Here is a 20,576-nt window from a genome sequence, read left to right as displayed (position 1 = left end):
CATGTCTGACAGCATAAAGTGGGCAAAGTCTGTGCGCAGACAACAAAAAAGCCCCGTCAGATTTCTCTGACGGGGCTTTCTTACACTTGGGAGATTAGCAGCTGTAGTACATCTTGTACTCAACTGGGTGCGGTGTGTGCTCGTAGGCGTAAACCTCTTCCCACTTCAGCTCCATGTAGCCTTCCAGCTGGGATTTGGTGAAGACGTCACCGGCCAGCAGGAATTCGTGATCCGCTTCCAGCGCTTCCAGCGCTTCGCGCAAGGAACCACATACCGTTGGGATAGCTGCCAGTTCTTCAGGTGGCAGATCGTAGAGGTCTTTGTCGGAAGAGGGGCCTGGGTCGATCTTGTTCTTGATACCGTCAAGGCCAGCCATCAGCAGTGCTGCAAAGCACAGGTATGGGTTGGCTGCGGGATCGGGGAAACGGGCCTCGACGCGCTTTGCCTTGGGGCTTTCGGCCCATGGGATACGGACACAGCCCGAACGGTTGCGTGCAGAGTAGGCGCGCAGAACGGGGGCTTCAAAGCCCGGGATCAGGCGCTTGTAGCTGTTTGTGGATGGGTTTGTGATCGCGTTCAGCGCTTTGGCGTGCTTGAGGATACCACCGATGAAGTACAGTGCTTCCTGCGACAGGTCAGCATATTTGTCGCCAGCAAAGAGTGGCTTGCCGTCTTTCCAGATCGACATGTTCACGTGCATGCCGGTGCCGTTATCGCCAGCGATCGGCTTTGGCATGAAGGTTGCCGATTTGCCGTAAGCCTGTGCCACGTTGTGGATCACATACTTGTACTTCTGCAGTTCGTCCGCCTGATGGGTGAGCGTGCCGAAGATCAGGCCCAGTTCGTGCTGGCAAGACGCCACTTCGTGGTGGTGCTTGTCAACTTTCATGCCCATGCGCTTCATGGTGGACAGCATCTCGGAACGCATTTCCTGCGCATCGTCGATGGGGTTCACAGGGAAGTAGCCGCCCTTGACGCCGGGACGGTGGCCAGTGTTGCCCATCTCGTACTCGGTGTCGGTGTTCCATGCGCCGTCGATTGCGTCGACCTGGTAGGAAACCTTGTTCATGGATACCTGAAAGCGCACATCGTCAAAGACGAAAAATTCAGCTTCCGGGCCAAAGTAGGCTGTATCGCCGATACCGGAGGATTTCAGGTACTCTTCGGCTTTTACGGCTGTGCCGCGTGGGTCGCGGTCATAGGGTTCCATCGTGTCGGGTTCGACGATGTTACAGTTAATGCAGACTGTCTTTTCCGCGTAGAACGGATCGACATAGGCGCTTTCGGCCTGTGGCATCAATTTCATGTCGGACTGATCGATGGATTTCCAACCGGCAATGGAAGAACCGTCGAACATAAAGCCTTCTTCGAGGAAGTCTTCGTCAACGAGATCGGCCACAACAGTGACGTGTTGCAGTTTGCCGCGTGGATCAGTGAAGCGGATGTCGACGTAGTCGGCTTCCTCGTCTTTGATCAGTTTTAGAACAGCCTTGTTGTCCATCTATGATGTCCTTTTTTGTAGCGTCGTTACTGGTTAGAGTGCATCGTCGCCGGCTTCGCCGGTGCGGATGCGGATGGCTTGCTCGACTGACGATACAAAGATCTTGCCGTCGCCAATCTTGTCGGTTTTCGCGGCGCCAATAATGGCTTCAATGGCCGCATCGACCTGGTCGTCCGCCAAGACGACCTCGATTTTCACTTTGGGTAGAAAGTCGACCACGTATTCCGCACCGCGGTAAAGTTCGGTGTGCCCTTTCTGGCGGCCGAACCCTTTGACTTCGACGACAGACAGGCCTTGGACACCCACCTCTTGCAAGGCTTCCTTCACTTCATCGAGCTTGAATGGCTTAATGATCGCTTCGATTTTTTTCATCGCTCGCGACTCCCCCTTGTGTGTTTCGTCAGTGGTGAGACCATTTCTCTTGCATAGGGACAATTCGTAGCGGAACCTAAAGGCAGGCTGGCTGAGTGAAAGCATGCATGTTGCCTAAATTTTGTGCGATATGTCTGCTTTATGGTCTGTTTGAAAACTTTAGGTGCTAAAACCATGACCGAATTGCTGACCGCTGCCCAAATGCGCGCCATCGAAGCCGCCGCGATCGCCTCGGGCGAGGTGACAGGACTTGAGCTGATGGAGCGCGCGGGGCGGGGCGTCGTCGCGGCTATTTTTGAGGAATGGCCGGAGTTGGCACCATCTTGGGGGCCAGCCCCCAAACCCCCGGAGTATTTCCTGCAAAATGATGAGCAGGGACTGCATCGCGCTGTCGTGCTGTGCGGCCCGGGGAACAACGGCGGCGACGGGTTTGTTGTGGCGCGGCTGCTGAAAGAGACGGGCTGGGATGTTGAGGTGTTTCTCTATGGGGATGCCGAGAAATTACCGCCGGACGCACGGGTGAATTATGTGCGTTGGGTGGAGATCGGAGGTGTGCAATCCTTTGAATTCGGCGACGATGTTATGGGGCCAGACGATCTAACGCTCGTCGTAGATGCATTTTTTGGGACAGGTTTGGTGCGACCACTCGAAGGCTTTGGTTCCCTCTTTCTTAGTTTTGCAGAAGAGCGTGCGAGTCGTTTCCCCTATACGAAAATTGTATCGGTCGATTTGCCAAGTGCGGTTTGCGCTGACAGCGGGCGGCCTATTGTATCAGAGTCCTTTGTCGGCTTACCAGAAATCGCGGCGTTCCCAGTTACACATGCTCATTTAACGGTAACGTTTCATAAAGCGAAGCGGGGGCACTATCTCTCGGACGGGCCAATATGTTGTGGTCGTTTACGCTTCGTTGACATCGGTCTCGATGATTTTGATCAGCGCGTGGATGTGGGACAACAGAAGCCCGCCCTCATTTTGACGCATGAAAGATGGCCGCAATATCCATCGCTACCTAAGAAGCAAGGTCATAAGTATTCCCACGGCCACGCCCTCATCCTGTCCGGCGGTGTTGGAAAAGGCGGTGCTGCGCGGCTTGCGGCGCGTGGAGCATTGCGTGTTGGTGCGGGGGCTGTGACCGTTGGTTGTCCACCTGCTGCCTTGATTGAAAATGCGGCGCAACTGAATGCGATCATGTTGTGGAATGTGAAGGATGTGGCGGCACTTACCGATATTCTGGCGGACGACCGTATCAACGCGCTTTGTCTGGGGCCAGGGATGGGGGTCAGCGATGAAAGCCGTGGCCTCGTAGAGGCAGGCTTGAAGAGCGGGCGGGCGATTGTGCTGGATGCGGATGCCCTGACGCTCATCGGGCGCGATGCGCCTCTCTTCGCGATGTTGCATGACAGATGTGTTTTGACGCCCCATGCGGGCGAATTTGCGCGGTTGTTTCCGGATATCGCGGACAAGCTGGCGGCACCCGCGACCAAGGGCCCGGCCTATTCCAAGGTCGATGCCACGTGTGAGGCTGCCAAACGGGCAGGGTGTGTCGTGCTGTTCAAAGGGCCCGATACCGTCATTGCCGATCTGTCCGGGCGCTGCAGTATCAACGCATCCGTCTATGAACGCAGCGCCCCTTGGCTGGCGACCGCTGGATCAGGCGATGTTTTGGCGGGCTTTATCACCGGCCTGTTGGCACGCGGTTTCGGCCCGATGCAGGCCGCCGAATCCGGTGCCTGGCTGCAAACCGAATGCGCGCTGTCGTTCGGTCCGGGCCTGATTGCCGAGGACCTTCCCGAAGAACTGCCCAAAGTCTTTCGTGCATTGGGCCTTTAACGCGATTTTTCCTCTCGCATCCCCTGGATTCCTTTGCTAGACAGCGCGCAAACCGGGGCTGGCGCAATCCAGCCCCTTTTGATCATGCGGGTGTGGCGGAATTGGTAGACGCACCAGATTTAGGTTCTGGCGCCGCAAGGCGTGGGGGTTCGAGTCCCTTCACCCGCACCAAGTTTGAAAAAGAAGGACAGCACATGAAGGTCACCGAGACCCTGAACGAAGGCCTCAAGCGCGAATATGCGATCACCGTCACGGCGGCCGAACTGGACGCGAAGGTTGAAGAGAAGCTGAAAGAAGCACAGCCTTCGGTCGAAATGAAAGGTTTCCGCAAAGGCAAAGTGCCGATGGCATTGCTGCGCAAGCAATTCGGCCAGCGCCTGATGGGCGAGAGCATGCAAGAGGCGATCGACGGCGCGCTGTCCGCGCATCTGGAAGAAACCGGTGATCGTCCTGCGGCACAGCCCGAGATGAAAATGACCAACGAAGACTGGAAAGAAGGCGACGACGTCGAGATTTCCGTGTCTTACGAGAAGCTGCCAGAAATCGCGGACATTGATTTCAGCGATGTGAAGCTTGAGCGTCTGGTTGTGAAGGCTGATGACGCGTCCGTCAAGGAAGCGCTGGATAACCTTGCCGAGAGCCCGCAGGCTGTGACCTATGAGGCCAAAAAGACCCAAGCCAAGGACGGCGATCAGGTTGTTCTGGATTTCGTCGGCAAGATCGACGGCGAGCCCTTTGATGGTGGTGCAGCCGAAGATTACCCGCTTGTGCTGGGGTCAAACTCGTTCATTCCCGGCTTTGAAGACGGCCTGTTGAAAGTGAAAGCGGGCGACGAGAAAGACGTCGAGGTTTTCTTCCCTGAGGATTATCAGGCGGAAAACCTTGCGGGCAAGAAAGCTGTTTTCTTGTGCACAATCAAAGAAGTCCGCGGCCCCAAGAAGCCAAAGCTGGATGACGAACTGGCCAAGAAGTTCGGTGCCGAGGATCTTGAGGCGCTGAAGGGGCAGATCACAGAGCGTCTGGAAGCGGAATACTCCGGCGCGTCCCGTGCGATTGCAAAGCGTGGTTTGCTCGATGCGCTCGACAAAAAGGTCAAATTTGACCTGCCAGCGTTGCTGGTCGATGCGGAGGCCAACCAGATTGCGCATCAGTTGTGGCATGAAGAAAACCCCGAGGTTGAAGGCCATGATCATCCCGAGATTAAGCCGACCGACGAGCACATCAAGCTGGCCGAGCGCCGCGTGAAACTGGGGCTGCTGCTGGCTGACATCGGCCAGAAGGCCGAAGTGAAGGTGACCGATCAGGAGATGACTCAAGCGATCATGAACCAGGCGCGCCAGTACCCGGGTCAAGAGCGTCAGTTCTTTGAGTTCGTTCAGCAGAACGCACAGTTCCGCCAGCAACTGCAGGCGCCGATGTTTGAAGACAAGGTTGTTGACCACATCCTCGCGCAGGCGGCCGTGACCGACAAAGAGGTCAGCAAAGAAGACCTCCAGAAGGCTGTCGAGAAGCTCGAAGAAGAGTAAACCTTCAATATCGTAGTTATGCAAAAGGGCGTCCGTTGCGGCGCCCTTTTTTGTGCTTGACGCACACGCGTTCCTGTCCAAAGCGGGCTCGGAATTATGATTTTTCGACGATAACTCGTTTCATCTGTGCAGCTCTGTGCGTGAGGCATCACGTGCAGGAGCCAGATTATACTTCAGCCTTTGGCGCGAACGGTCAGTCCGGTTCGAGGGAGAGCGGGCGGTGCGATTGTAGGCCCGGATGATCATGCAGCATACTAGCCTCTTATCAGGCGACTGGTCCCGCGGGCATGCGATGCAGCGCTGTTAACCGCTACTGCCACTGCCAATTGATATTCCGACGATGACGACACTGGCAATCTTGACCCCAAGATCACATTGACGCGGCCAGCGAAGGGGTGCGCTGATATCTGGATCGGCATCTCTGCCGCAGAGCCCTGTCACGCCCGTAAGGAGTTGGAATCATGCGAGCGGTAGGACCGATTAATCTGAGCTGTCAGGTCAGTCTGCCAAGTCGATTGAAAGCGCCTACATCAATGCATCAAGGTTGATACCCACGGTTATTGCGCCAACTGCGTTGCCGGTGGCTTCATTGACGATCGTCATTGAAACCTGTGCCTGCGCCTGCTTCGTTGATTTGTCGACTTCCACATCGCCGAAATGCACAGCCGTGCTGCCAACCATATAGGTTTGCTGGAACTTGGCTTCGTCCCCTTGCCAGTAGTCTGACGTTGGCATCGAAGCTGCAACATTCAAACCGCGGGCATCCATGATGAAGGCTTCGGTGATGGCACCACCTGACGCTGCGACTTGCCTACGCAGGAAATCTCCGGCGGGTGTGTTGATCACATTGACGATAATCTCAGCGTCATCAATGCCATAGAAACCGCGCCAGAGCTGATCCAATTCATCGATCTTGGCCTGATCATAGCCCGCCGTTTCAACGTTCTGTGCTTCGATTGCGGCCACGAGAATAGGGTCGGTTGCCCATGTCACGATATTTTCTGTAAGGAACGCCTCCATCGCCGCCTTTGTGTCATCAGCATGGAGTGGCTGAATGCCGGCAATTGCAATGGCGAGGCCAAGTGAGATTTTTTTCATGATGGCTCCTAGTGTGTCTGCGGGAGTATTCATGGCGGATACGCGCTAAAATACTGTGAATCCGCGCTGGACCATCGTGGAAAGCTCTTCAGGCACGAAAAAGGCCGCCCCCGAAAAGGAGCGGCCAGATGTGTTGTTGTCGAAGGTTGAGAAGCTTACGCTTTGTCTTCTTCTGTCTCTACGCCAGCTGTTTCAGCCAGATCATCGTCGTCAGATGCGGCAGAGCCGATATCGTCAAACAACTCCTGGATCTCGAATTCAGCTGCGGCTTCTTCTTCTGCTGCAAGCTCGGCGATGGATTTGCCGGCTTCTTGCAGTTCAGCTTCTTCAACCGAACGTGCGACGTTCAGCGTGATGGTTGCTGTAACTTCGGGGTGCAGGTTGATCGAAACGTCGTGCAGACCCAGTTCTTTGATCGCGCCAAGCAGAACAACCTGCTTTTTGTCGACCGAGTAGCCAGATGCAGTGGCGGCTTCTGCGGCGTCACGTGTTGTGACAGAACCATAAAGCGAGCCTGCGTCGGATGCAGAGCGGATCACGATGAATTTCTCACCGTCAAGCTTCGCAGCCAGTGCTTCGGCTTCTTTCTTGGTTTCGAGGTTGCGTGCTTCCATCTGGGCTTTTTCAGCCTCGAAGCGGGCAAGGTTTGCCGCGTTTACGCGCAGTGCTTTGCCCTGTGGGAGCAGAAAGTTACGTGCATAGCCTTCTTTGACAGAGACGACTTCGCCCATCTGACCCAGCTTTGCAACGCGCTCAAGTAGGATGATATCCATGGGATGCTTTCCTTATTTTACAGCGTATGGCAGCAGGGCAAGGAAACGGGCACGCTTGATCGCACGGGCGAGAGCGCGCTGGTTTTTTGCACCAACAGCAGTGATACGGGCGGGAACGATTTTGCCGCGCTCAGAGATGTAGCGCTGCAAAAGGCGGGTGTCTTTGTAGTCGATCTTCGGGGCGTTTTCGCCTTCAAACGGATCGGACTTACGACGACGGAAAAATGGTTTAGTAGCCATGATTGATGTCCTTTCTCAGATCAACGATTAGCGACGCTCGCGGCGGTCGCCACGGTCACCGCGCTCTTCGCGCTTTTGCATTTGCACGGAAGGGCCTTCTTCGTGTGCGTCGACCTTGATGGTCAGTACGCGCATGACGTCTTCGTGCAGACGCATCAGGCGTTCCATTTCCTGAATAGCAGGAGCAGGCGCATCTGTGCGCAGCAGGGCATAGTGGCCCTTGCGGTTCTTGTTGATCTTGTAGGCCATCGTCTTGACGCCCCAGTATTCGTTTTCCAGCAGCTTGCCGCCGTTGTCGGCAAGTACGGTTCCGAAATGTTCGATGAGGCCTTCAGCTTGCGTATTGGACAAGTCCTGACGCGCAATCATGACATGCTCGTATAGCGGCATGTGAACTCCAGTTCATTTATCAGCGCATTTCAAAGGATGGGCGGTTCCCCTTGCATGCGTCCCATCCACGAGAGCCTGCGCAGTTCATACATATTGCAGCAAGGATGGGGCCTTATACAGGGCAATCGCTGTGGCGCAAGCCATGAATGGCCCTAAAAAGCAGCCTTTTGGCCAGAATCCTAGATTTCTTAACCTCGCCTTGTGCTCGCCGCTTTATTGCCCGGATTGCACGGCATCGTGTCATTAAAAAGTGTGGAGTAGGCAGAATGACAGATATCGACATAAACGCCGGTGGCATTGTCAATCACGTCGCGCGGACAACGCCGTTTGCAACCGAAGATCAGTATTGGGGCTATAAGGTTCTCTCGCGCGAAAGCGCGCCTGTGTCGGTGATGGTCGGACAGGCGATCAGTTTCTTTTTTGGCATTTGTCTGGTGACGGCGACTTTCGGAGTTCTGGTACTGCCGACCCTGTTCTTTGACGGAAACTTTGGCTTCATGCGGATCGGTGCTGCTGTGCTGATGGGGGCAATCGGGTGCTATCTGTTGTGGTTTGCCAGTCGTGGGTCGATGGCGGATGTGCATATCGACACCAAAGCACGCGAAATCCGTGAGGTCGTGGCCAACCGCTTCGGCAGCCCGACAACGGTGGGGCTTTATGCCTTTGATGAAATCAGCGGGATTTATCTCGAAATGGACGAAACCGGCGGTCAATCGCAGTTGCTGCTGGGATATAACGATTCTGCCAATGCAATTCGCGTTGCCAAGGGAACCGAGGCGCAACTGCTGCCGTTGCGCGACCGATTGGCGGCAGATCTATTGTAAGACGTCGATCTTGCGCAGGCTGAGGCCGCCCAAACGGGGCGGCCTTTCTCTTTTGTGAGAAGGCTACGTATCCGTGAACAGCTTCTGTTCGTTTTTGAAGCTAGGAAACGCAATCAAATTAGCTATCTGTCCTCCACGCAATACTTTTTTAGCTTGGAGAAGCCTCATGAAAACCCTTTTGACCTCCGCGGCACTTGCTGCTGCGACCCTGACAACACCCGCATTTGCAACAACACAAAACTACGTGCTGGACGCGAGCCACAGCCAGATTGTCTTCAGCTACGACCACCTTGGATATTCGACAACCTACGGCATGTTCTCCGGATTTGAAGGCGAGATCGCATTCAACCAGGAAGATCCTGCGGCATCCTCTGTCAACGTTTCTTTCCCTGTGCGCACCATGCTGACAGGTTGGGAAGAGCGTTTTCAGCACTTCATGAGCGGTGATTTCTTCGACGCTGCCGAAGACGAAATGGTGACATTCACATCCACAGGGATTGAGGTGACAGGCGAAGACACAGCGTTGATCACGGGTGATCTGACACTGAACGGCATCACGAAAGCTGTTGTCCTGGATGCCAAGCTGAACCAGGTTGGCATGCACCCGATGGCCGAAATGCCGTGGGCAGGTTTTGACGCGACAACAACACTGCTGCGGTCCGATTTCGAAGTCGGCGCATTCGCACCATTCGTCAGCGATGAAGTGGAAGTCATGATTTCCATCGAGGCGATGCAAGCAACTGAATAAGATCACCGTCTGACGGAACAATCAGGCCGCGCTCCAGATCGGAGCGCGGCCTTTTTCGTTTAGCGGGTTGCGGTCAGTGCGATGTCAACCTGCACGGGGAAGGCGAGGTTGCTTTCGTCGCTCATGCTCTGGCCGATTTCAAAGGTCCGCCGGTCAATGGTAATTGACCCATTCATCGTGGCGGTGTCGCCATCGAGTGTCAGTGTGAAGGGTAGGGCAAGCGGGGCTGTGATGTCTTTGATCGTCAGCGTCCCATCAGCGACATAGGCGTCACCATCGGCCAGAATGTCGGCGGTGAAGACGGCGGTGGGGAAGGTGGCTGCATTGAAGAAATCCGCGTCCAGCGCCTGGCCGGTCACAGAGCCCAGCGACAAAGACCCAATGGAAATGGTTGTTTCAACTGATCCCATCACGTCACTTGCGTTTTCGTCAAAGCTGATGGCCGAGGTCCAATCCGCAAAACCGCCGCTGACAGCGCTGCCGAATTGCGTGATCGTAAGGTTGATGGACCCTTCGGTCACGGTCCAGTCCGAGGACACCTCGGCAAGTTCAATCCGTTCGACTGTTGAGGGTGCAGCGTAGAGGCCGGCTGCCGCGCCTGCGCCAGTCAGGGCAACATAGAGTGCGACGGCTGCAACGGGTGCAGTCCATGTGCCGGCATGGCGCCCAAGGCCGGCAGCGTCGCTTTTGCCGAACCACATGCGGCGCAGGGTGGCATCTTTGTCGATAAAGACATGTTTGAGCGCGCCTGCGATATGCAGCAGGATCGAACCGACCATAATCTTGCTCCACAGCCAGTGCAGACCACCAAAGAGTTTTGCAACGGCTTCGTCATTGGGCACAAAGGGCAGGTCCTGGCCGATGGGCAGCAGGATCGGGGCAAAGCCTTCGGTCGCGGCGTGGTGGATCCAACCGGTCAGCGGCACAGCCACAAGCGAGATATAAAGAAGCCAGTGGACTGTTTCAGCAAGCCAGGTTTCGGATTTGCGTTCCGGGTGCAGCGGGGCCGGTTTGGTCTGGGTCAAGGCCCATGCAATGCGCGCCAAGGCCACGGCAAAGACGATCACCCCCAGCGTCTTGTGATATGAAAACAGCTGCGCTTTCAGGGCCAGCTGCTCGTTTGTTTCATAGGGCAGATCATAGGCAACCACCCCCAACGGTACGATGGTGAGGATCAAAAGTGCCGTGAGCCAATGAAATGTTTTCGTCACTGTGCCGTAGGTTTGCGTGGCTGACATAACAATCTCCAAAAAGTTTTAGGATAGGTAACATGTCTGGTCATGATGCAAAGGGCACATTCTGTGCGCCTGTGCTCTTGGACCTGTGCAGTTTCGTGGTTGCTTGTGCAGACGGGCGCGGCGCGGTAAGCGTCTTGGCAATAAAAGGCAACGAATAGGGGACGCATTATGCGCGCATTTGTTTTTCCGGGGCAGGGTGCACAGGCAATCGGGATGGGTAAGGCCCTTGCTGATGCTTATCCGGCGGCCAAGGCCGTCTTTGACGAGGTGGACGAGGCGCTCGGGGAGGACCTCTCGGGTCTGATCTGGGGCGGTGAACTGGACGCGCTGACGCTCACAGCGAACGCCCAGCCTGCGTTGATGGCAACATCGATGGCCGTGATGCGCGCTCTTGAGGCAGAGGGTGTCACAGTGGATGCCGCATCATATGTCGCGGGACATTCGCTTGGGGAGTATTCAGCACTTGCGGCGGCCGGTGCGTTCACTGTCGCAGATGCGGCCCGTTTGCTGCGCGCGCGCGGCATTGCGATGCAAGAGGCGGTGCCAGTAGGCATCGGCGCGATGGCCGCGATTTTGGGGCTGGATTTTGCGGCTGTGAAAGACGTGGCCGAAGAGGCCGCGCAGGGCGAGGTATGTCAGGCCGCGAATGACAATGATCCCGCGCAGGTGGTTGTGTCGGGTCATAAGGCGGCTGTTGAACGTGCCGTCGAGATTGCCAAGGCAAAAGGGGCCAAGCGCGCGTTGCTTTTGCCAGTCAGCGCGCCTTTCCATTGTAGTCTGATGCAGCCCGCCGCCGATGCGATGGCGCTTGCGCTGGATGCGGTCGAGATCGCGCAGCCCAAGGTGCCTGTGGTATCCAATGTGCTGGCCGAAGCGGTCAGTGACCCGGCAATGATCCGCCGTTTGCTGGTGGAGCAGGTCACCGGCTCGGTGCGCTGGCGTGAAAGCGTGATGTATATGGGCGCCCAAGGCGTAACCGAGGTCTATGAGATCGGTGCAGGCAAAGCTCTGTCAGGCATGGTCAAGCGGATTGATCGGGGGATCAACGCGGTGGCAGTGAGCACACCAGAAGATGTGGTTGCAGCGGTTGCTGCAATCAAAGCATAAGTTGAAGAAGGACGTATAAATGTTTGACCTGAATGGAAAGAATGCGCTTGTCACAGGTGCATCCGGTGGGATTGGTGGCGCGATTGCCAAGGCGCTCTATGATGCGGGTGCGACCGTTGCCTTGTCGGGCACCCGTGTGGCGCCGCTGGAAGAGCTGGCCGCGTCTTTGGGCGCGCGCGCGCATGTTTTGCCGTGTAACCTGAGCGATGCCGAAGCAGTGACAGCGCTGCCAAAACAGGCTGCTGATTTGATGGGATCGGTCGATATTCTGGTCAACAATGCGGGCATCACACGCGACAATATCTTTATGCGCATGTCGGATGAGGAATGGTCTTCGGTGCTGGAGGTTAATCTGACCTCGACGATGCGTCTGTGTAAGGGCGTGATCCGTGGGATGATGAAAGCGCGTTGGGGGCGGATTGTGAATATCTCTTCTGTTGTCGGTGCAACAGGCAATCCGGGGCAGGCCAACTATGCGGCTTCGAAGGCCGGCATGGTGGGGATGTCGAAATCCATCGCTTACGAAGTGGCAAGCCGTGGCATTACGGTGAACTGCGTTGCCCCCGGTTTCATCACGACGGCGATGACGGACAAGCTTACCGATGACCAGAAATCCGGCATCCTGACGCAGGTTCCTGCAGGGCGGATGGGCGAGGCCGACGAAATCGCGGCAGCGGTGCTTTACCTTGCCAGCCCAGAGGCTGCCTATACGACCGGGACCACCTTGCATGTGAATGGCGGGATGGCCATGATCTAGAAGATCATCACTTTCGGTGATTGAAAGCGTTTGCCAAGCGGGTATTCTCTGCTATAGGCCACGCAGATTTGCTGAACGGTGCATGTGACGCCACGTCAATTGTTGTGCAGGGCAGATAAGGCTGCGACCCGTCACGGGCGCATAAATTTAGGCACAAGCCTAGGGAACAACGGGCGAGAGCCCACAGAAACGTAAGGATTTGATATGAGCGACGTTGCAGACCGCGTACGCAAGATTGTTGTAGAGCATCTTGGTGTTGAAGAAGACAAAGTGACGGAAGCTGCGTCCTTTATTGATGATCTGGGTGCAGACAGCCTCGACACCGTCGAGCTGGTCATGGCTTTCGAAGAAGAGTTCGGGATCGAGATTCCTGACGATGCTGCAGAAACCATCCAGACATTCGGTGATGCGGTTAAGTTCATCGACGGCGCAAGCTAAGCGCTACGTCCGATTTTGTGAAACGGCGTCCCTTGGGGCGCCGTTTTGCTTTTGTGGGGCAGTCTGTGCGGCAGAGGAATCAGTCTCTGGCGCTGATTTCATCACGGCGCGTGGCGGGAGCCGGTTGCAATCTGTGCATTCCTTGCCGATCCGGGTTTGCCGGACTTGCCCCTTGGCCCTTGGCTGGGCTATCAGTGTCGGCAAATACGCCAAGAGGTGAGGGCATAATATGCGTCGTGTTGTTGTGACAGGTTTGGGGTTGGTCACGCCCCTTGCAGATGGTGTGGAAAAGTCTTGGGAGCGCATTCTTGACGGCCAGTCCGGCGCCGGCAAGATTACCGGCTTTGATCCCAGCCGTCTGACCACACAGTATGCCTGTGAAGTGCCTTTGGGCGACGGGACCGACGGCACGTTTAACGCCGACAAATACCTTGATCCCAAAGAGCAGCGCAAAGTTGATACCTTTATCATCTTCGGCATGGCGGCCGCACAGCAGGCGATTGAAGATTCTGGCTGGGCTCCTGAGGATCGTGAGGATCTGGAGCGCACGGGCGTCATGATCGGCTCGGGCATTGGTGGTCTGAATTCGATTGCGAATACCGCTGTGATGATGGCCGAGAAAGGCCCGCGTCGTGTGTCGCCCTTCTTTGTGCCGGGTGCGCTGATCAACCTGATTTCCGGTCAGGTGTCGATTAAATACGGGTTCCGTGGCCCGAACCATGCGGTGGTGACCGCCTGTTCGACAGGGGCCCATGCGATTGGCGATGCGTCGCGCCTGATCCAGCATGGTGATGCGGATGTCATGATTGCCGGTGGCGCCGAGGCTGCGATCTGCGAACTGGGGATTGCCGGATTTAACGCCTGTAAGGCGTTGAGCACGAAGCATAATGATGATCCGACCAAAGCCAGCCGCCCGTGGGATGCCGACCGCGACGGATTTGTCATGGGCGAAGGTGCCGGGATTGTGGTGCTGGAAGAATATGAACACGCCAAAGCGCGCGGTGCCAAGATTTATGCAGAAGTGCTTGGCTATGGTTTGAGTGGTGACGCATACCACATCACCGCGCCGCCACCTGACCATGAAGGGGCGGAACGTGCCATGCGCGCGGCCTGCCGGAACGCGGGGATTGATCCAAGCCAGATCAACTATGTAAATGCGCATGGGACGTCGACGATGGCAGATACGATCGAGTTGGGCGCAGTTGAACGGTTGCTGGGCGATGCGGCATCATCCTTGAAGATGTCCTCGACGAAATCGGCCACGGGTCACCTTTTGGGGGCTGCGGGCGCGATTGAGGCGATTTTCTCGATCTTGGCGATCCGTGATCAGGTCGCGCCGCCGACCATCAACCTTGATAATGTGGATTGCGAGACCGTGGTCGATCTCTGCGCCAACGAAAAGAAGCCCGCCAAGATTGATATCGCTCTGTCAAACTCCTTTGGCTTTGGTGGCACGAATGCCAGCGTTGTCTTCGGGAAAGTGGATTAATGTGGCGTCATATCGCGTCGAATGCACTGACTTTCCTGATTGTCGGGCTGTTCCTGCTCGCGGGCGTGATTGCCTGGGGTAGCCGTGAGTACCGCACGGCAGGGCCGCTGGACGCCGCAATTTGTCTTGAGGTGCCGCGCGGGGGCAGCATGAAGGCGCTAAGTTCTGATCTGGTGGATCAGGGCGCGATTTCGTCCGCCTTTATCTTTGAAGTGGGCGCGGATTACACCGAAAAATCCGGTGATCTGAAATTTGGCCGCTTCCGTGTGCCTGCGGCGGCGTCGATGGAAGAGATTGTCGATATCGTCACCCGTGGTGGCCGCAATACGTGCGGTGCCGAGGTGATCTATCGCGTAGGGATCAACCAGACGCTTGTCGATGTGCGCGAACTTGATCCTGCAACCAATGAATTCATCGAGGTGGCGGATTTTGTGGTGGGCGAGACCGAACCGCCAGCAAGCTATGAGGCCATCAAGGCCGATGGCAGTGCCACGTTCCGGCTCGTTATTGCCGAGGGCGCGACAAGCTGGCAGATCGCGAACGCGCTTGGGCAGATTGACAGTCTGGTCGCGGATGTGACTGAGGCACCGGCCGAAGGCAGCCTTGCGCCGCGTGACTACGAATTCACGCCTGGCGATACGGTTTCGTCGATCCTGAACCGCATGCAGGACACGCAGGCGGCGATTTTGGCCGAGGCGTGGGAGAACCGTGTGGACGGGTTGCCATTGGAGACCCCGGAAGAGGCGCTGATCCTTGCCAGTATCATCGAGAAAGAGACCAGTGTGCCCGATGAGCGCCGTCAGGTATCCAGCGTCTTTGTCAACCGTTTGAATCTTGGCATGCGCCTGCAAACAGACCCCACAGTCATTTACGGCATCACCCGCGGTGAGGGTGTCTTGGGCCGTGGTTTGCGCCAGAGCGAGTTGCGGGGCGAGACGCCGTGGAACACCTATGTGATTACCGGTCTGCCACCAACGCCCATTGCGAACCCCGGACAGGCGGCGATTGAAGCCGCGCTTGATCCTGATACGACCGAGTATATTTTCTTTGTGGCCGATGGCACCGGTGGCCATGCTTTTGCGACCAATCTGGATGACCATAACCGCAATGTCGCCCGCTGGCGCGAGATCGAGGCGCAGCGCGCGAACGACGGGTAACGTCTTATAATTATTAAGAAATCATTAATGGCGCGTCCTCTGGTGGCGCCATTTTTGTTGACTTATCACGGTGTCAGGCGTAGTTTACACAGGCTAGAAGACGGGGATCAATGAACGTGATCCCTGCCGCTCGACCGTAACGGAAGTTTCCTTCCAAGGTCAGTTTAAACATGAATACACCAGATAAGACGGGGCCGGATGGCCTTGTTACGGCGGCTGAAAGGCTCGCCGAAGTAGATGCCGTGTCGCAGTACATTCGCGACCGGCTACGCGAGATGGCTGATGACCTGAAAACGGTCACTTACGGCAATCTGAACGACATCAACAAACAGCTTGATCTTTTACATGCGGCGCATCTGCGGGTGCTGATTGCTGAGGATAAATTCCATGACAAACTCGGAACCGACTCTGATGCAGACGCCATCGACTATGACGCCATCAGGGATGAAATCGGGCGCCAGCTTGATCGCCTCCGCAACGCCCTCATCGCAAAGGGCGTTCTTGGCGATGCTGACGGATGAGCAGTTGCGGGCATTGCCCTACCTGTTTGATTTTTGGGCCATGCCACATCAGATCGCCCCGCCGGGCGAGTGGCGGACCTGGGTGATTTTGGGCGGGCGTGGTGCTGGCAAAACCCGCGCCGGTGCCGAGTGGGTGCGCAAAATGGTCGAAGGGCCGACGCCGCATGCGCCAGGCGCTGCGCGGCGTGTGGCTTTGGTGGGCGAAACGATGGATCAGGCACGCGAGGTGATGGTGTTTGGTGACAGCGGTATCCTGTCCGTCTGTCCCGATGACCGTCGTCCTGCGTGGATTGCGGGACGGCGGCTGTTGGTCTGGCCCAATGGGGCAGAGGCCCAGCTCTTTTCCGCGCATGATCCCGACAGTCTGCGCGGGCCGCAGTTTGATGCGGTCTGGGCGGATGAATTGGCGAAATGGCGCAAGGGGGACGCGGCGTGGGATATGTTGCAGTTTGCGCTGCGGTTGGGGGACAGCCCGCGGGCTTGTGTGACCACAACACCGCGCAAATCGCAGATGCTGCGTGATTTGTTGGAGATGGACACGACCGTGGTGACCCATGCGCCGACGCAGGCGAACCGCGCAAATCTGGCGGCAAGTTTCCTGCGCGAGATCGAAGGCCGCTATGGTGGTACGTCGCTGGGCCGGCAGGAGATGGAAGGCGTGATGCTGACGGAGGTCGAGGGGGCGTTGTGGTCGTCGGGTGATCTGGCGCGTTGTCAGGTGGCCGAGGTGCAAAGGCCTGACCGCATTGTCGTGGCAATCGACCCGCCGGGCACATCGCATGCGGGATCGGACGCCTGCGGGATTGTTGTGGCGGGGGTCTATATGAAAGGGCCGCCGCATCAATGGACCGCCGTGGTGTTAGAGGATGCCAGCGTGAAAGCGGCACGTCCGACCGTCTGGGCCGAAGCCGCAATTGCGGCGATGCGCAGGCACGGGGCCGACCGTCTGGTGGCAGAGGTCAATCAGGGCGGTGATATGGTTGAGGCCGTCTTGCGCGGTGTGGACGGCATGGTGCCCTACCGCTCGGTGCATGCCAGCAAAGGCAAAGTTGCGCGCGCGGAACCTGTTGCCGCCCTTTATGAGCAGGGCCGTGTGGCGCATGTGCTGGGCCTCTCTGCGCTGGAAGACCAGATGGGGCAGATGACCAGCGCAGGCTATGAGGGCAAAGGATCACCGGACCGTGTCGATGCGCTTGTCTGGGCGCTTTATGATCTGATGATCGAACCCGCCGCAAAGTGGCGCAACCCCAGCATTCGTACGCTTTAAGGGCGTTGCGCGCCGGTCCGTGCGCTGCTGTCTCAATTTACTAATCCCGCTGAGGCAAATTGTTTTTCGTGAACTGCAGATGGTCACCACCGACCGGCATCAGGAGTTTTGAATGTTTGATTTTTTAAACCGTACCAAGCCAGAAGCGGCCCCTGTCGAGGTGAAAGCCTCGGCCACAGGGCGTGTGATGGCGATGTCCGGTGCCGGTCGCGTTGCTTGGTCGCCGCGTGATGTGGTGTCGCTGACGCGGGCGGGTTTCACCGGCAATCCCATCGGCTTTCGGGCAGTGAAGATGATTGCAGAGGCTGCAGCCGCGCTGCCTGTGGTCGTGCAGGACGCGGCGCGGCGCTATGATACCCACCCTGTCCAGTCGCTTTTGGCGCGGCCCAATGCAGGGCAGGGGCGGGCGGAGTTGCTGGAAGCGCTCTTCGGGCAGGTTTTGCTGACAGGCAATGGCTATCTGGAGGCTGTGGCCGATGAGGGGCTGCCTGTCGAGATGCATGTGCTGCGCTCCGACCGTATGTCTGTGGTACCGGGTGTGGATGGCTGGCCTGTGGGCTATGAATATCTGGTCAATGGGCGCAAACACCGTTTTGCCGTGGCCGAGGGGCTAAGCCCGATCTGTCATATCAAGAGTTTCCATCCGCAGGATGATCATTACGGGTTTTCACCGCTACAGGCGGCGGCCTCGGCGATTGATGTACATAATGCAGCGTCGCGGTGGTCAAAGGCCTTGCTGGACAATGCCGCGCGCCCATCGGGTGCGCTGGTCTATCGCGGGGCGGATGGGCAATCATCGCTGACGGCGGATCAATATGACCGGCTGCTGGGCGAAATGGAGACCCAGCATCAGGGCGCGCGCAATGCGGGCAGGCCGATGTTGCTGGAAGGGGGCCTGGATTGGAAACCGATGGGGTTCTCACCCTCGGATATGGAATTCCAGAAAACCAAAGAGGCCGCTGCGCGCGAGATCGCGATTGCCTATGGCGTGCCGCCGATGCTCTTGGGGATTCCGGGTGATGCGACCTATGCCAATTACCAAGAGGCCAACCGCGCCTTTTACCGCCTGACAGTGCTGCCACTGGCCACCCGCGTGCTGAGCGCGATTGCGGTCTGGCTGTCGGATCATGGCGGCGAAGAGGTGGCGTTGCGCCCTGATCTGGACCAGATTTCGGCGCTTTCTGCCGAGCGCGATGCCCAGTGGCGGCGCGTCAGTGAGGCGGATTTCCTGACAGCGGCAGAAAAGCGCAATCTGTTGGGCTTGCCGGCCTTGGAGGTGGGTGATGGATCGTAAGGTTGTTGAACTGGACGGCACGCCGCGCCGCGACGCACCGCCGCCCGTGACAGATTACTGGTTTGCGCAGGTTGATGTGCGCCTGAGCCAGATTGAATTCATCGTTGCACGGCTGGAATGGCAAATCTGGCTGATTGTTTGCGGCTGCGCGGGATTATTGATTTTTGAAATTGTCAAAGCACTGAGCGGGGTTCGGACATGAATTTGGAACATAAGTTTAGCGCCTTGGGAACGGAAGTGACCGTCACCGACGGGACCACGATCAGTGGCTATGCCTCGGTCTTTGGGCTGTCGGATCAAGGTGGCGACACCGTTGAAAAGGGCGCTTACGGGGCCTCGCTCGCGAAAGGGCGTGGCGTCAAGATGTTGTGGCAACACGACCCCGCCCAGCCGATTGGGGTGTGGGACGAGGTGCGTGAGGATGCCAAGGGGCTTTGGGTCAAGGGGCGTTTGCTGACAGATGTGGCCAAGGGCCGCGAGGCTGCGTCGCTGATTGCGGCGGGCGCGATTGATGGCTTGTCCATCGGGTATCGCACCGTGAAGGCCCGCAAAGACGACAAAGGCGGACGCCTGTTGTCTGAGTTGGAACTTTGGGAGGTGTCTTTGGTCACCTTTCCGATGCTTCCTGATGCGCGTGTGGGTGCCAAGGGGGAGGACCCCGCGGAGACCGCACTGCGTGAGATGGCTGCGGCATTCGAGGGTGCGCGCCGCATGATGGCGCGGGACTAACCCCGCCCGAAGGACAGATCAAAGGACTGATTATGACAGCAACTGAGAGCAATTCTCGGGGCGGGGAAGATGTGTCTCCTGCCCAGGCTCTGAACACGGCGATTGCCGGATTTATGAGCGACTTCAAAGACTTTTCCCACGGCGTGAATGCCAAACTTCAAAAACAGGATGACCGGATGAACAAGCTGGACCGAAAGACAATGATGACGACCCGCACGGCACTGGCCCATGCGGCATCACAGGATGCGCCGCACCAGAAGGCCTTTGCCGCTTATCTGCGCTCTGGCGATGATGATGGCTTGCGTGGCCTTGAGCTGGAAGGCAAGGCGCTGGGAACGACGATTGCCGCTGACGGGGGCTACCTGGTCGATCCGCAAACTGCCGAAACGATCCAGAACACGCTGTCTTCGACCGCGTCGATCCGGTCGATTGCCAGTGTCGTGAATGTTGATGCGACGTCTTATGACGTGCTGGTTGATCACTCGGAAATGGGTGCGGGTTGGGCCACAGAGAGCAGTGCGGTCACGGAAACCGACACACCGCGGATTGAGCGGATTTCCATTCCGCTGCATGAACTGTCCGCGCTTCCCAAGGCATCGCAGCGTTTGCTGGATGACAGTGCGTTCGACATCGAGGGCTGGTTGGCAGGCCGGATCGCAGACAAATTCGCCCGTGCCGAAGCAAGCGCCTTTATTGACGGTGATGGCGTGGACAAGCCAACCGGCATGCTGACGTATGGCACGGTGGAGAACGACAGTTGGACTTGGGGTAATCTTGGCTATGTGCCCTCCGAGACGGCGGGCGGCATTACACGTGCGGATCCGATCATTGATCTGGTCTATGCGCTGGGGGCCGAATACCGCGCAAATGCGACCTTTGTGATGAACTCCAAGACCGCAGGTCATATCCGCAAGCTCAAGGATAACGACGGCCGTTTCGTATGGGTCGATGGTCTGGCGATGGGCGAGCCTGCGCGTCTGTTGGGCTACCGCGTGCTGATCGCCGAGGACATGCCCGATATTGCCGATAACGCAATGGCCGTGGCCTTTGGTGACTTCCGTGCCGGCTATACCGTGGCTGAACGCCCTGATCTGCGCGTGTTGCGCGATCCGTTCTCGGCCAAGCCGCATGTGCTTTTCTATGCCACCAAGCGCGTGGGCGGTGCAGTCAGCGATTTTGCGGCGATCAAGCTGCTGAAGTTCGCAGTCAGCTAGGGCTGAGCTGTGAAACGGGTGCCGCCTTTGTACGCGGCACCCAACCCCCGGGCGCACATCAAG

At 57.3% G+C, this 20,576-nt stretch carries 22 protein-coding genes and 1 tRNA gene; 16 read left to right on the top strand and 7 right to left on the bottom strand.

Annotated elements, in window-relative coordinates:
* Positions 1–94: 94 nt before the first annotated feature.
* Positions 95–1,501 (bottom strand): type I glutamate--ammonia ligase, encoded by a 1,407-nt coding sequence (gene glnA, locus B0B09_RS05255; protein WP_055293056.1) that lies wholly within the window; start codon positions 1,499–1,501, stop codon positions 95–97.
* A 33-nt stretch (positions 1,502–1,534) separates the two neighbouring features.
* Complete coding sequence (locus tag B0B09_RS05250; protein WP_055293055.1) at positions 1,535–1,873, bottom strand: P-II family nitrogen regulator; 339 nt, start codon at positions 1,871–1,873, stop codon at positions 1,535–1,537.
* Between the two features lie 174 nt (positions 1,874–2,047).
* Between B0B09_RS05250 and B0B09_RS05245 the strand changes: the two genes are divergently transcribed.
* The 3 genes from B0B09_RS05245 to tig all read left to right on the top strand — a co-directional run bounded on the left by B0B09_RS05245 (position 2,048) and on the right by tig (position 5,229).
* Positions 2,048–3,703 (top strand): bifunctional ADP-dependent NAD(P)H-hydrate dehydratase/NAD(P)H-hydrate epimerase, encoded by a 1,656-nt coding sequence (locus B0B09_RS05245; RefSeq protein WP_076658640.1) that lies wholly within the window; start codon positions 2,048–2,050, stop codon positions 3,701–3,703.
* Between the two features lie 86 nt (positions 3,704–3,789).
* Positions 3,790–3,874 (top strand) — tRNA-Leu (locus B0B09_RS05240).
* Positions 3,875–3,897: 23 nt separating this feature from the next.
* Positions 3,898–5,229 (top strand): trigger factor, encoded by a 1,332-nt coding sequence (gene tig, locus B0B09_RS05235; protein ID WP_076658639.1) that lies wholly within the window; start codon positions 3,898–3,900, stop codon positions 5,227–5,229.
* 525 nt (positions 5,230–5,754) lie between these two features.
* Here the strand turns inward: tig and B0B09_RS05230 are convergent.
* From B0B09_RS05230 to rpsF, 4 genes are all read right to left on the bottom strand, one after another.
* On the bottom strand, positions 5,755–6,327 hold the full coding sequence (locus tag B0B09_RS05230; RefSeq protein ID WP_076658638.1) for a hypothetical protein: 573 nt from the start codon (positions 6,325–6,327) through the stop codon (positions 5,755–5,757).
* Positions 6,328–6,482: 155 nt separating this feature from the next.
* Complete coding sequence (rplI, locus tag B0B09_RS05225) at positions 6,483–7,100, bottom strand: 50S ribosomal protein L9 (protein WP_076658637.1); 618 nt, start codon at positions 7,098–7,100, stop codon at positions 6,483–6,485.
* A gap of 12 nt (positions 7,101–7,112) precedes the next feature.
* Complete coding sequence (gene rpsR, locus B0B09_RS05220) at positions 7,113–7,340, bottom strand: 30S ribosomal protein S18 (protein WP_055293050.1); 228 nt, start codon at positions 7,338–7,340, stop codon at positions 7,113–7,115.
* A gap of 27 nt (positions 7,341–7,367) precedes the next feature.
* On the bottom strand, positions 7,368–7,730 hold the full coding sequence (rpsF, locus tag B0B09_RS05215) for a 30S ribosomal protein S6 (RefSeq protein WP_076658636.1): 363 nt from the start codon (positions 7,728–7,730) through the stop codon (positions 7,368–7,370).
* A gap of 266 nt (positions 7,731–7,996) precedes the next feature.
* Here rpsF and B0B09_RS05210 point away from each other — a divergent pair, with 266 nt between their 5' ends.
* Entirely contained in the window at positions 7,997–8,554 is a 558-nt protein-coding gene (locus B0B09_RS05210) for a hypothetical protein (protein WP_076658635.1), read from the top strand.
* Positions 8,555–8,720: 166 nt separating this feature from the next.
* A complete protein-coding gene (locus B0B09_RS05205) occupies positions 8,721–9,302 on the top strand; it encodes a YceI family protein (protein WP_076658634.1) in 582 nt (193 codons plus the stop codon).
* Between the two features lie 59 nt (positions 9,303–9,361).
* Here the strand turns inward: B0B09_RS05205 and B0B09_RS05200 are convergent, their stop codons facing one another.
* Positions 9,362–10,540 (bottom strand): cytochrome b/b6 domain-containing protein, encoded by a 1,179-nt coding sequence (locus B0B09_RS05200; protein ID WP_076659803.1) that lies wholly within the window; start codon positions 10,538–10,540, stop codon positions 9,362–9,364.
* Positions 10,541–10,708: 168 nt separating this feature from the next.
* Here B0B09_RS05200 and fabD point away from each other — a divergent pair, with 168 nt between their 5' ends.
* The 11 genes from fabD to B0B09_RS05145 all read left to right on the top strand — a co-directional run bounded on the left by fabD (position 10,709) and on the right by B0B09_RS05145 (position 20,513).
* On the top strand, positions 10,709–11,647 hold the full coding sequence (gene fabD / locus B0B09_RS05195; RefSeq protein ID WP_076658633.1) for an ACP S-malonyltransferase: 939 nt from the start codon (positions 10,709–10,711) through the stop codon (positions 11,645–11,647).
* 19 nt (positions 11,648–11,666) lie between these two features.
* A complete protein-coding gene (fabG, locus tag B0B09_RS05190) occupies positions 11,667–12,404 on the top strand; it encodes a 3-oxoacyl-[acyl-carrier-protein] reductase (protein ID WP_055293045.1) in 738 nt (245 codons plus the stop codon).
* A gap of 204 nt (positions 12,405–12,608) precedes the next feature.
* On the top strand, positions 12,609–12,842 hold the full coding sequence (locus B0B09_RS05185; protein ID WP_055293044.1) for an acyl carrier protein: 234 nt from the start codon (positions 12,609–12,611) through the stop codon (positions 12,840–12,842).
* Between the two features lie 229 nt (positions 12,843–13,071).
* A complete protein-coding gene (fabF, locus tag B0B09_RS05180; RefSeq protein ID WP_076658632.1) occupies positions 13,072–14,331 on the top strand; it encodes a beta-ketoacyl-ACP synthase II in 1,260 nt (419 codons plus the stop codon).
* Positions 14,331–15,488 (top strand): endolytic transglycosylase MltG, encoded by a 1,158-nt coding sequence (gene mltG, locus B0B09_RS05175; protein WP_055293042.1) that lies wholly within the window; start codon positions 14,331–14,333, stop codon positions 15,486–15,488. Before fabF ends, mltG begins: the two co-directional genes overlap by 1 nt.
* A 170-nt stretch (positions 15,489–15,658) precedes the next feature.
* Positions 15,659–16,009: a hypothetical protein gene (locus tag B0B09_RS05170; RefSeq protein WP_055293041.1), complete on the top strand. Its 351-nt coding sequence runs from the start codon at positions 15,659–15,661 to the stop codon at positions 16,007–16,009.
* Positions 15,933–17,276 (top strand): DNA-packaging protein, encoded by a 1,344-nt coding sequence (locus B0B09_RS05165; protein ID WP_076658631.1) that lies wholly within the window; start codon positions 15,933–15,935, stop codon positions 17,274–17,276. Before B0B09_RS05170 ends, B0B09_RS05165 begins: the two co-directional genes overlap by 77 nt.
* 112 nt (positions 17,277–17,388) lie before the next feature.
* On the top strand, positions 17,389–18,570 hold the full coding sequence (locus tag B0B09_RS05160; protein ID WP_076658630.1) for a phage portal protein: 1,182 nt from the start codon (positions 17,389–17,391) through the stop codon (positions 18,568–18,570).
* Positions 18,560–18,772, top strand: a complete 213-nt coding sequence (locus tag B0B09_RS05155; protein WP_055293433.1) for a hypothetical protein — start codon at positions 18,560–18,562, stop codon at positions 18,770–18,772. The genes B0B09_RS05160 and B0B09_RS05155 overlap by 11 nt, the downstream gene beginning before the upstream one ends.
* Positions 18,769–19,299 (top strand): HK97 family phage prohead protease, encoded by a 531-nt coding sequence (locus B0B09_RS05150; RefSeq protein ID WP_055293038.1) that lies wholly within the window; start codon positions 18,769–18,771, stop codon positions 19,297–19,299. Before B0B09_RS05155 ends, B0B09_RS05150 begins: the two co-directional genes overlap by 4 nt.
* A gap of 32 nt (positions 19,300–19,331) precedes the next feature.
* Positions 19,332–20,513, top strand: a complete 1,182-nt coding sequence (locus B0B09_RS05145; RefSeq protein ID WP_076658629.1) for a phage major capsid protein — start codon at positions 19,332–19,334, stop codon at positions 20,511–20,513.
* Positions 20,514–20,576: the final 63 nt, after the last annotated feature.

It is taken from the genome of Yoonia rosea, from assembly GCF_900156505.1.
In the GTDB taxonomy this organism is placed as follows: domain Bacteria; phylum Pseudomonadota; class Alphaproteobacteria; order Rhodobacterales; family Rhodobacteraceae; genus Yoonia; species Yoonia rosea.
Note: the sequence above shows the minus strand (reverse complement) of the source record. Positions and strands in the feature narration are given on the sequence as shown.

Excerpts from the sequence above, each read along its gene's own strand:
- glnA (WP_055293056.1), bottom strand. The coding sequence starts at position 1,501 with ATGGACAACAAGGCTGTTCTAAAACTGATCAAAGACGAGGAAGCCGAC.
- B0B09_RS05250 (WP_055293055.1), bottom strand. The coding sequence starts at position 1,873 with ATGAAAAAAATCGAAGCGATCATTAAGCCATTCAAGCTCGATGAAGTG.
- B0B09_RS05245 (WP_076658640.1), top strand. The coding sequence starts at position 2,048 with ATGACCGAATTGCTGACCGCTGCCCAAATGCGCGCCATCGAAGCCGCC.
- tig (WP_076658639.1), top strand. The coding sequence starts at position 3,898 with ATGAAGGTCACCGAGACCCTGAACGAAGGCCTCAAGCGCGAATATGCG.
- B0B09_RS05230 (WP_076658638.1), bottom strand. The coding sequence starts at position 6,327 with ATGAAAAAAATCTCACTTGGCCTCGCCATTGCAATTGCCGGCATTCAG.
- rplI (WP_076658637.1), bottom strand. The coding sequence starts at position 7,100 with ATGGATATCATCCTACTTGAGCGCGTTGCAAAGCTGGGTCAGATGGGC.
- rpsR (WP_055293050.1), bottom strand. The coding sequence starts at position 7,340 with ATGGCTACTAAACCATTTTTCCGTCGTCGTAAGTCCGATCCGTTTGAA.
- rpsF (WP_076658636.1), bottom strand. The coding sequence starts at position 7,730 with ATGCCGCTATACGAGCATGTCATGATTGCGCGTCAGGACTTGTCCAAT.
- B0B09_RS05210 (WP_076658635.1), top strand. The coding sequence starts at position 7,997 with ATGACAGATATCGACATAAACGCCGGTGGCATTGTCAATCACGTCGCG.
- B0B09_RS05205 (WP_076658634.1), top strand. The coding sequence starts at position 8,721 with ATGAAAACCCTTTTGACCTCCGCGGCACTTGCTGCTGCGACCCTGACA.
- B0B09_RS05200 (WP_076659803.1), bottom strand. The coding sequence starts at position 10,540 with ATGTCAGCCACGCAAACCTACGGCACAGTGACGAAAACATTTCATTGG.
- fabD (WP_076658633.1), top strand. The coding sequence starts at position 10,709 with ATGCGCGCATTTGTTTTTCCGGGGCAGGGTGCACAGGCAATCGGGATG.
- fabG (WP_055293045.1), top strand. The coding sequence starts at position 11,667 with ATGTTTGACCTGAATGGAAAGAATGCGCTTGTCACAGGTGCATCCGGT.
- B0B09_RS05185 (WP_055293044.1), top strand. The coding sequence starts at position 12,609 with ATGAGCGACGTTGCAGACCGCGTACGCAAGATTGTTGTAGAGCATCTT.
- fabF (WP_076658632.1), top strand. The coding sequence starts at position 13,072 with ATGCGTCGTGTTGTTGTGACAGGTTTGGGGTTGGTCACGCCCCTTGCA.
- mltG (WP_055293042.1), top strand. The coding sequence starts at position 14,331 with ATGTGGCGTCATATCGCGTCGAATGCACTGACTTTCCTGATTGTCGGG.
- B0B09_RS05170 (WP_055293041.1), top strand. The coding sequence starts at position 15,659 with ATGAATACACCAGATAAGACGGGGCCGGATGGCCTTGTTACGGCGGCT.
- B0B09_RS05165 (WP_076658631.1), top strand. The coding sequence starts at position 15,933 with ATGAAATCGGGCGCCAGCTTGATCGCCTCCGCAACGCCCTCATCGCAA.
- B0B09_RS05160 (WP_076658630.1), top strand. The coding sequence starts at position 17,389 with ATGTTTGATTTTTTAAACCGTACCAAGCCAGAAGCGGCCCCTGTCGAG.
- B0B09_RS05155 (WP_055293433.1), top strand. The coding sequence starts at position 18,560 with ATGGATCGTAAGGTTGTTGAACTGGACGGCACGCCGCGCCGCGACGCA.
- B0B09_RS05150 (WP_055293038.1), top strand. The coding sequence starts at position 18,769 with ATGAATTTGGAACATAAGTTTAGCGCCTTGGGAACGGAAGTGACCGTC.
- B0B09_RS05145 (WP_076658629.1), top strand. The coding sequence starts at position 19,332 with ATGACAGCAACTGAGAGCAATTCTCGGGGCGGGGAAGATGTGTCTCCT.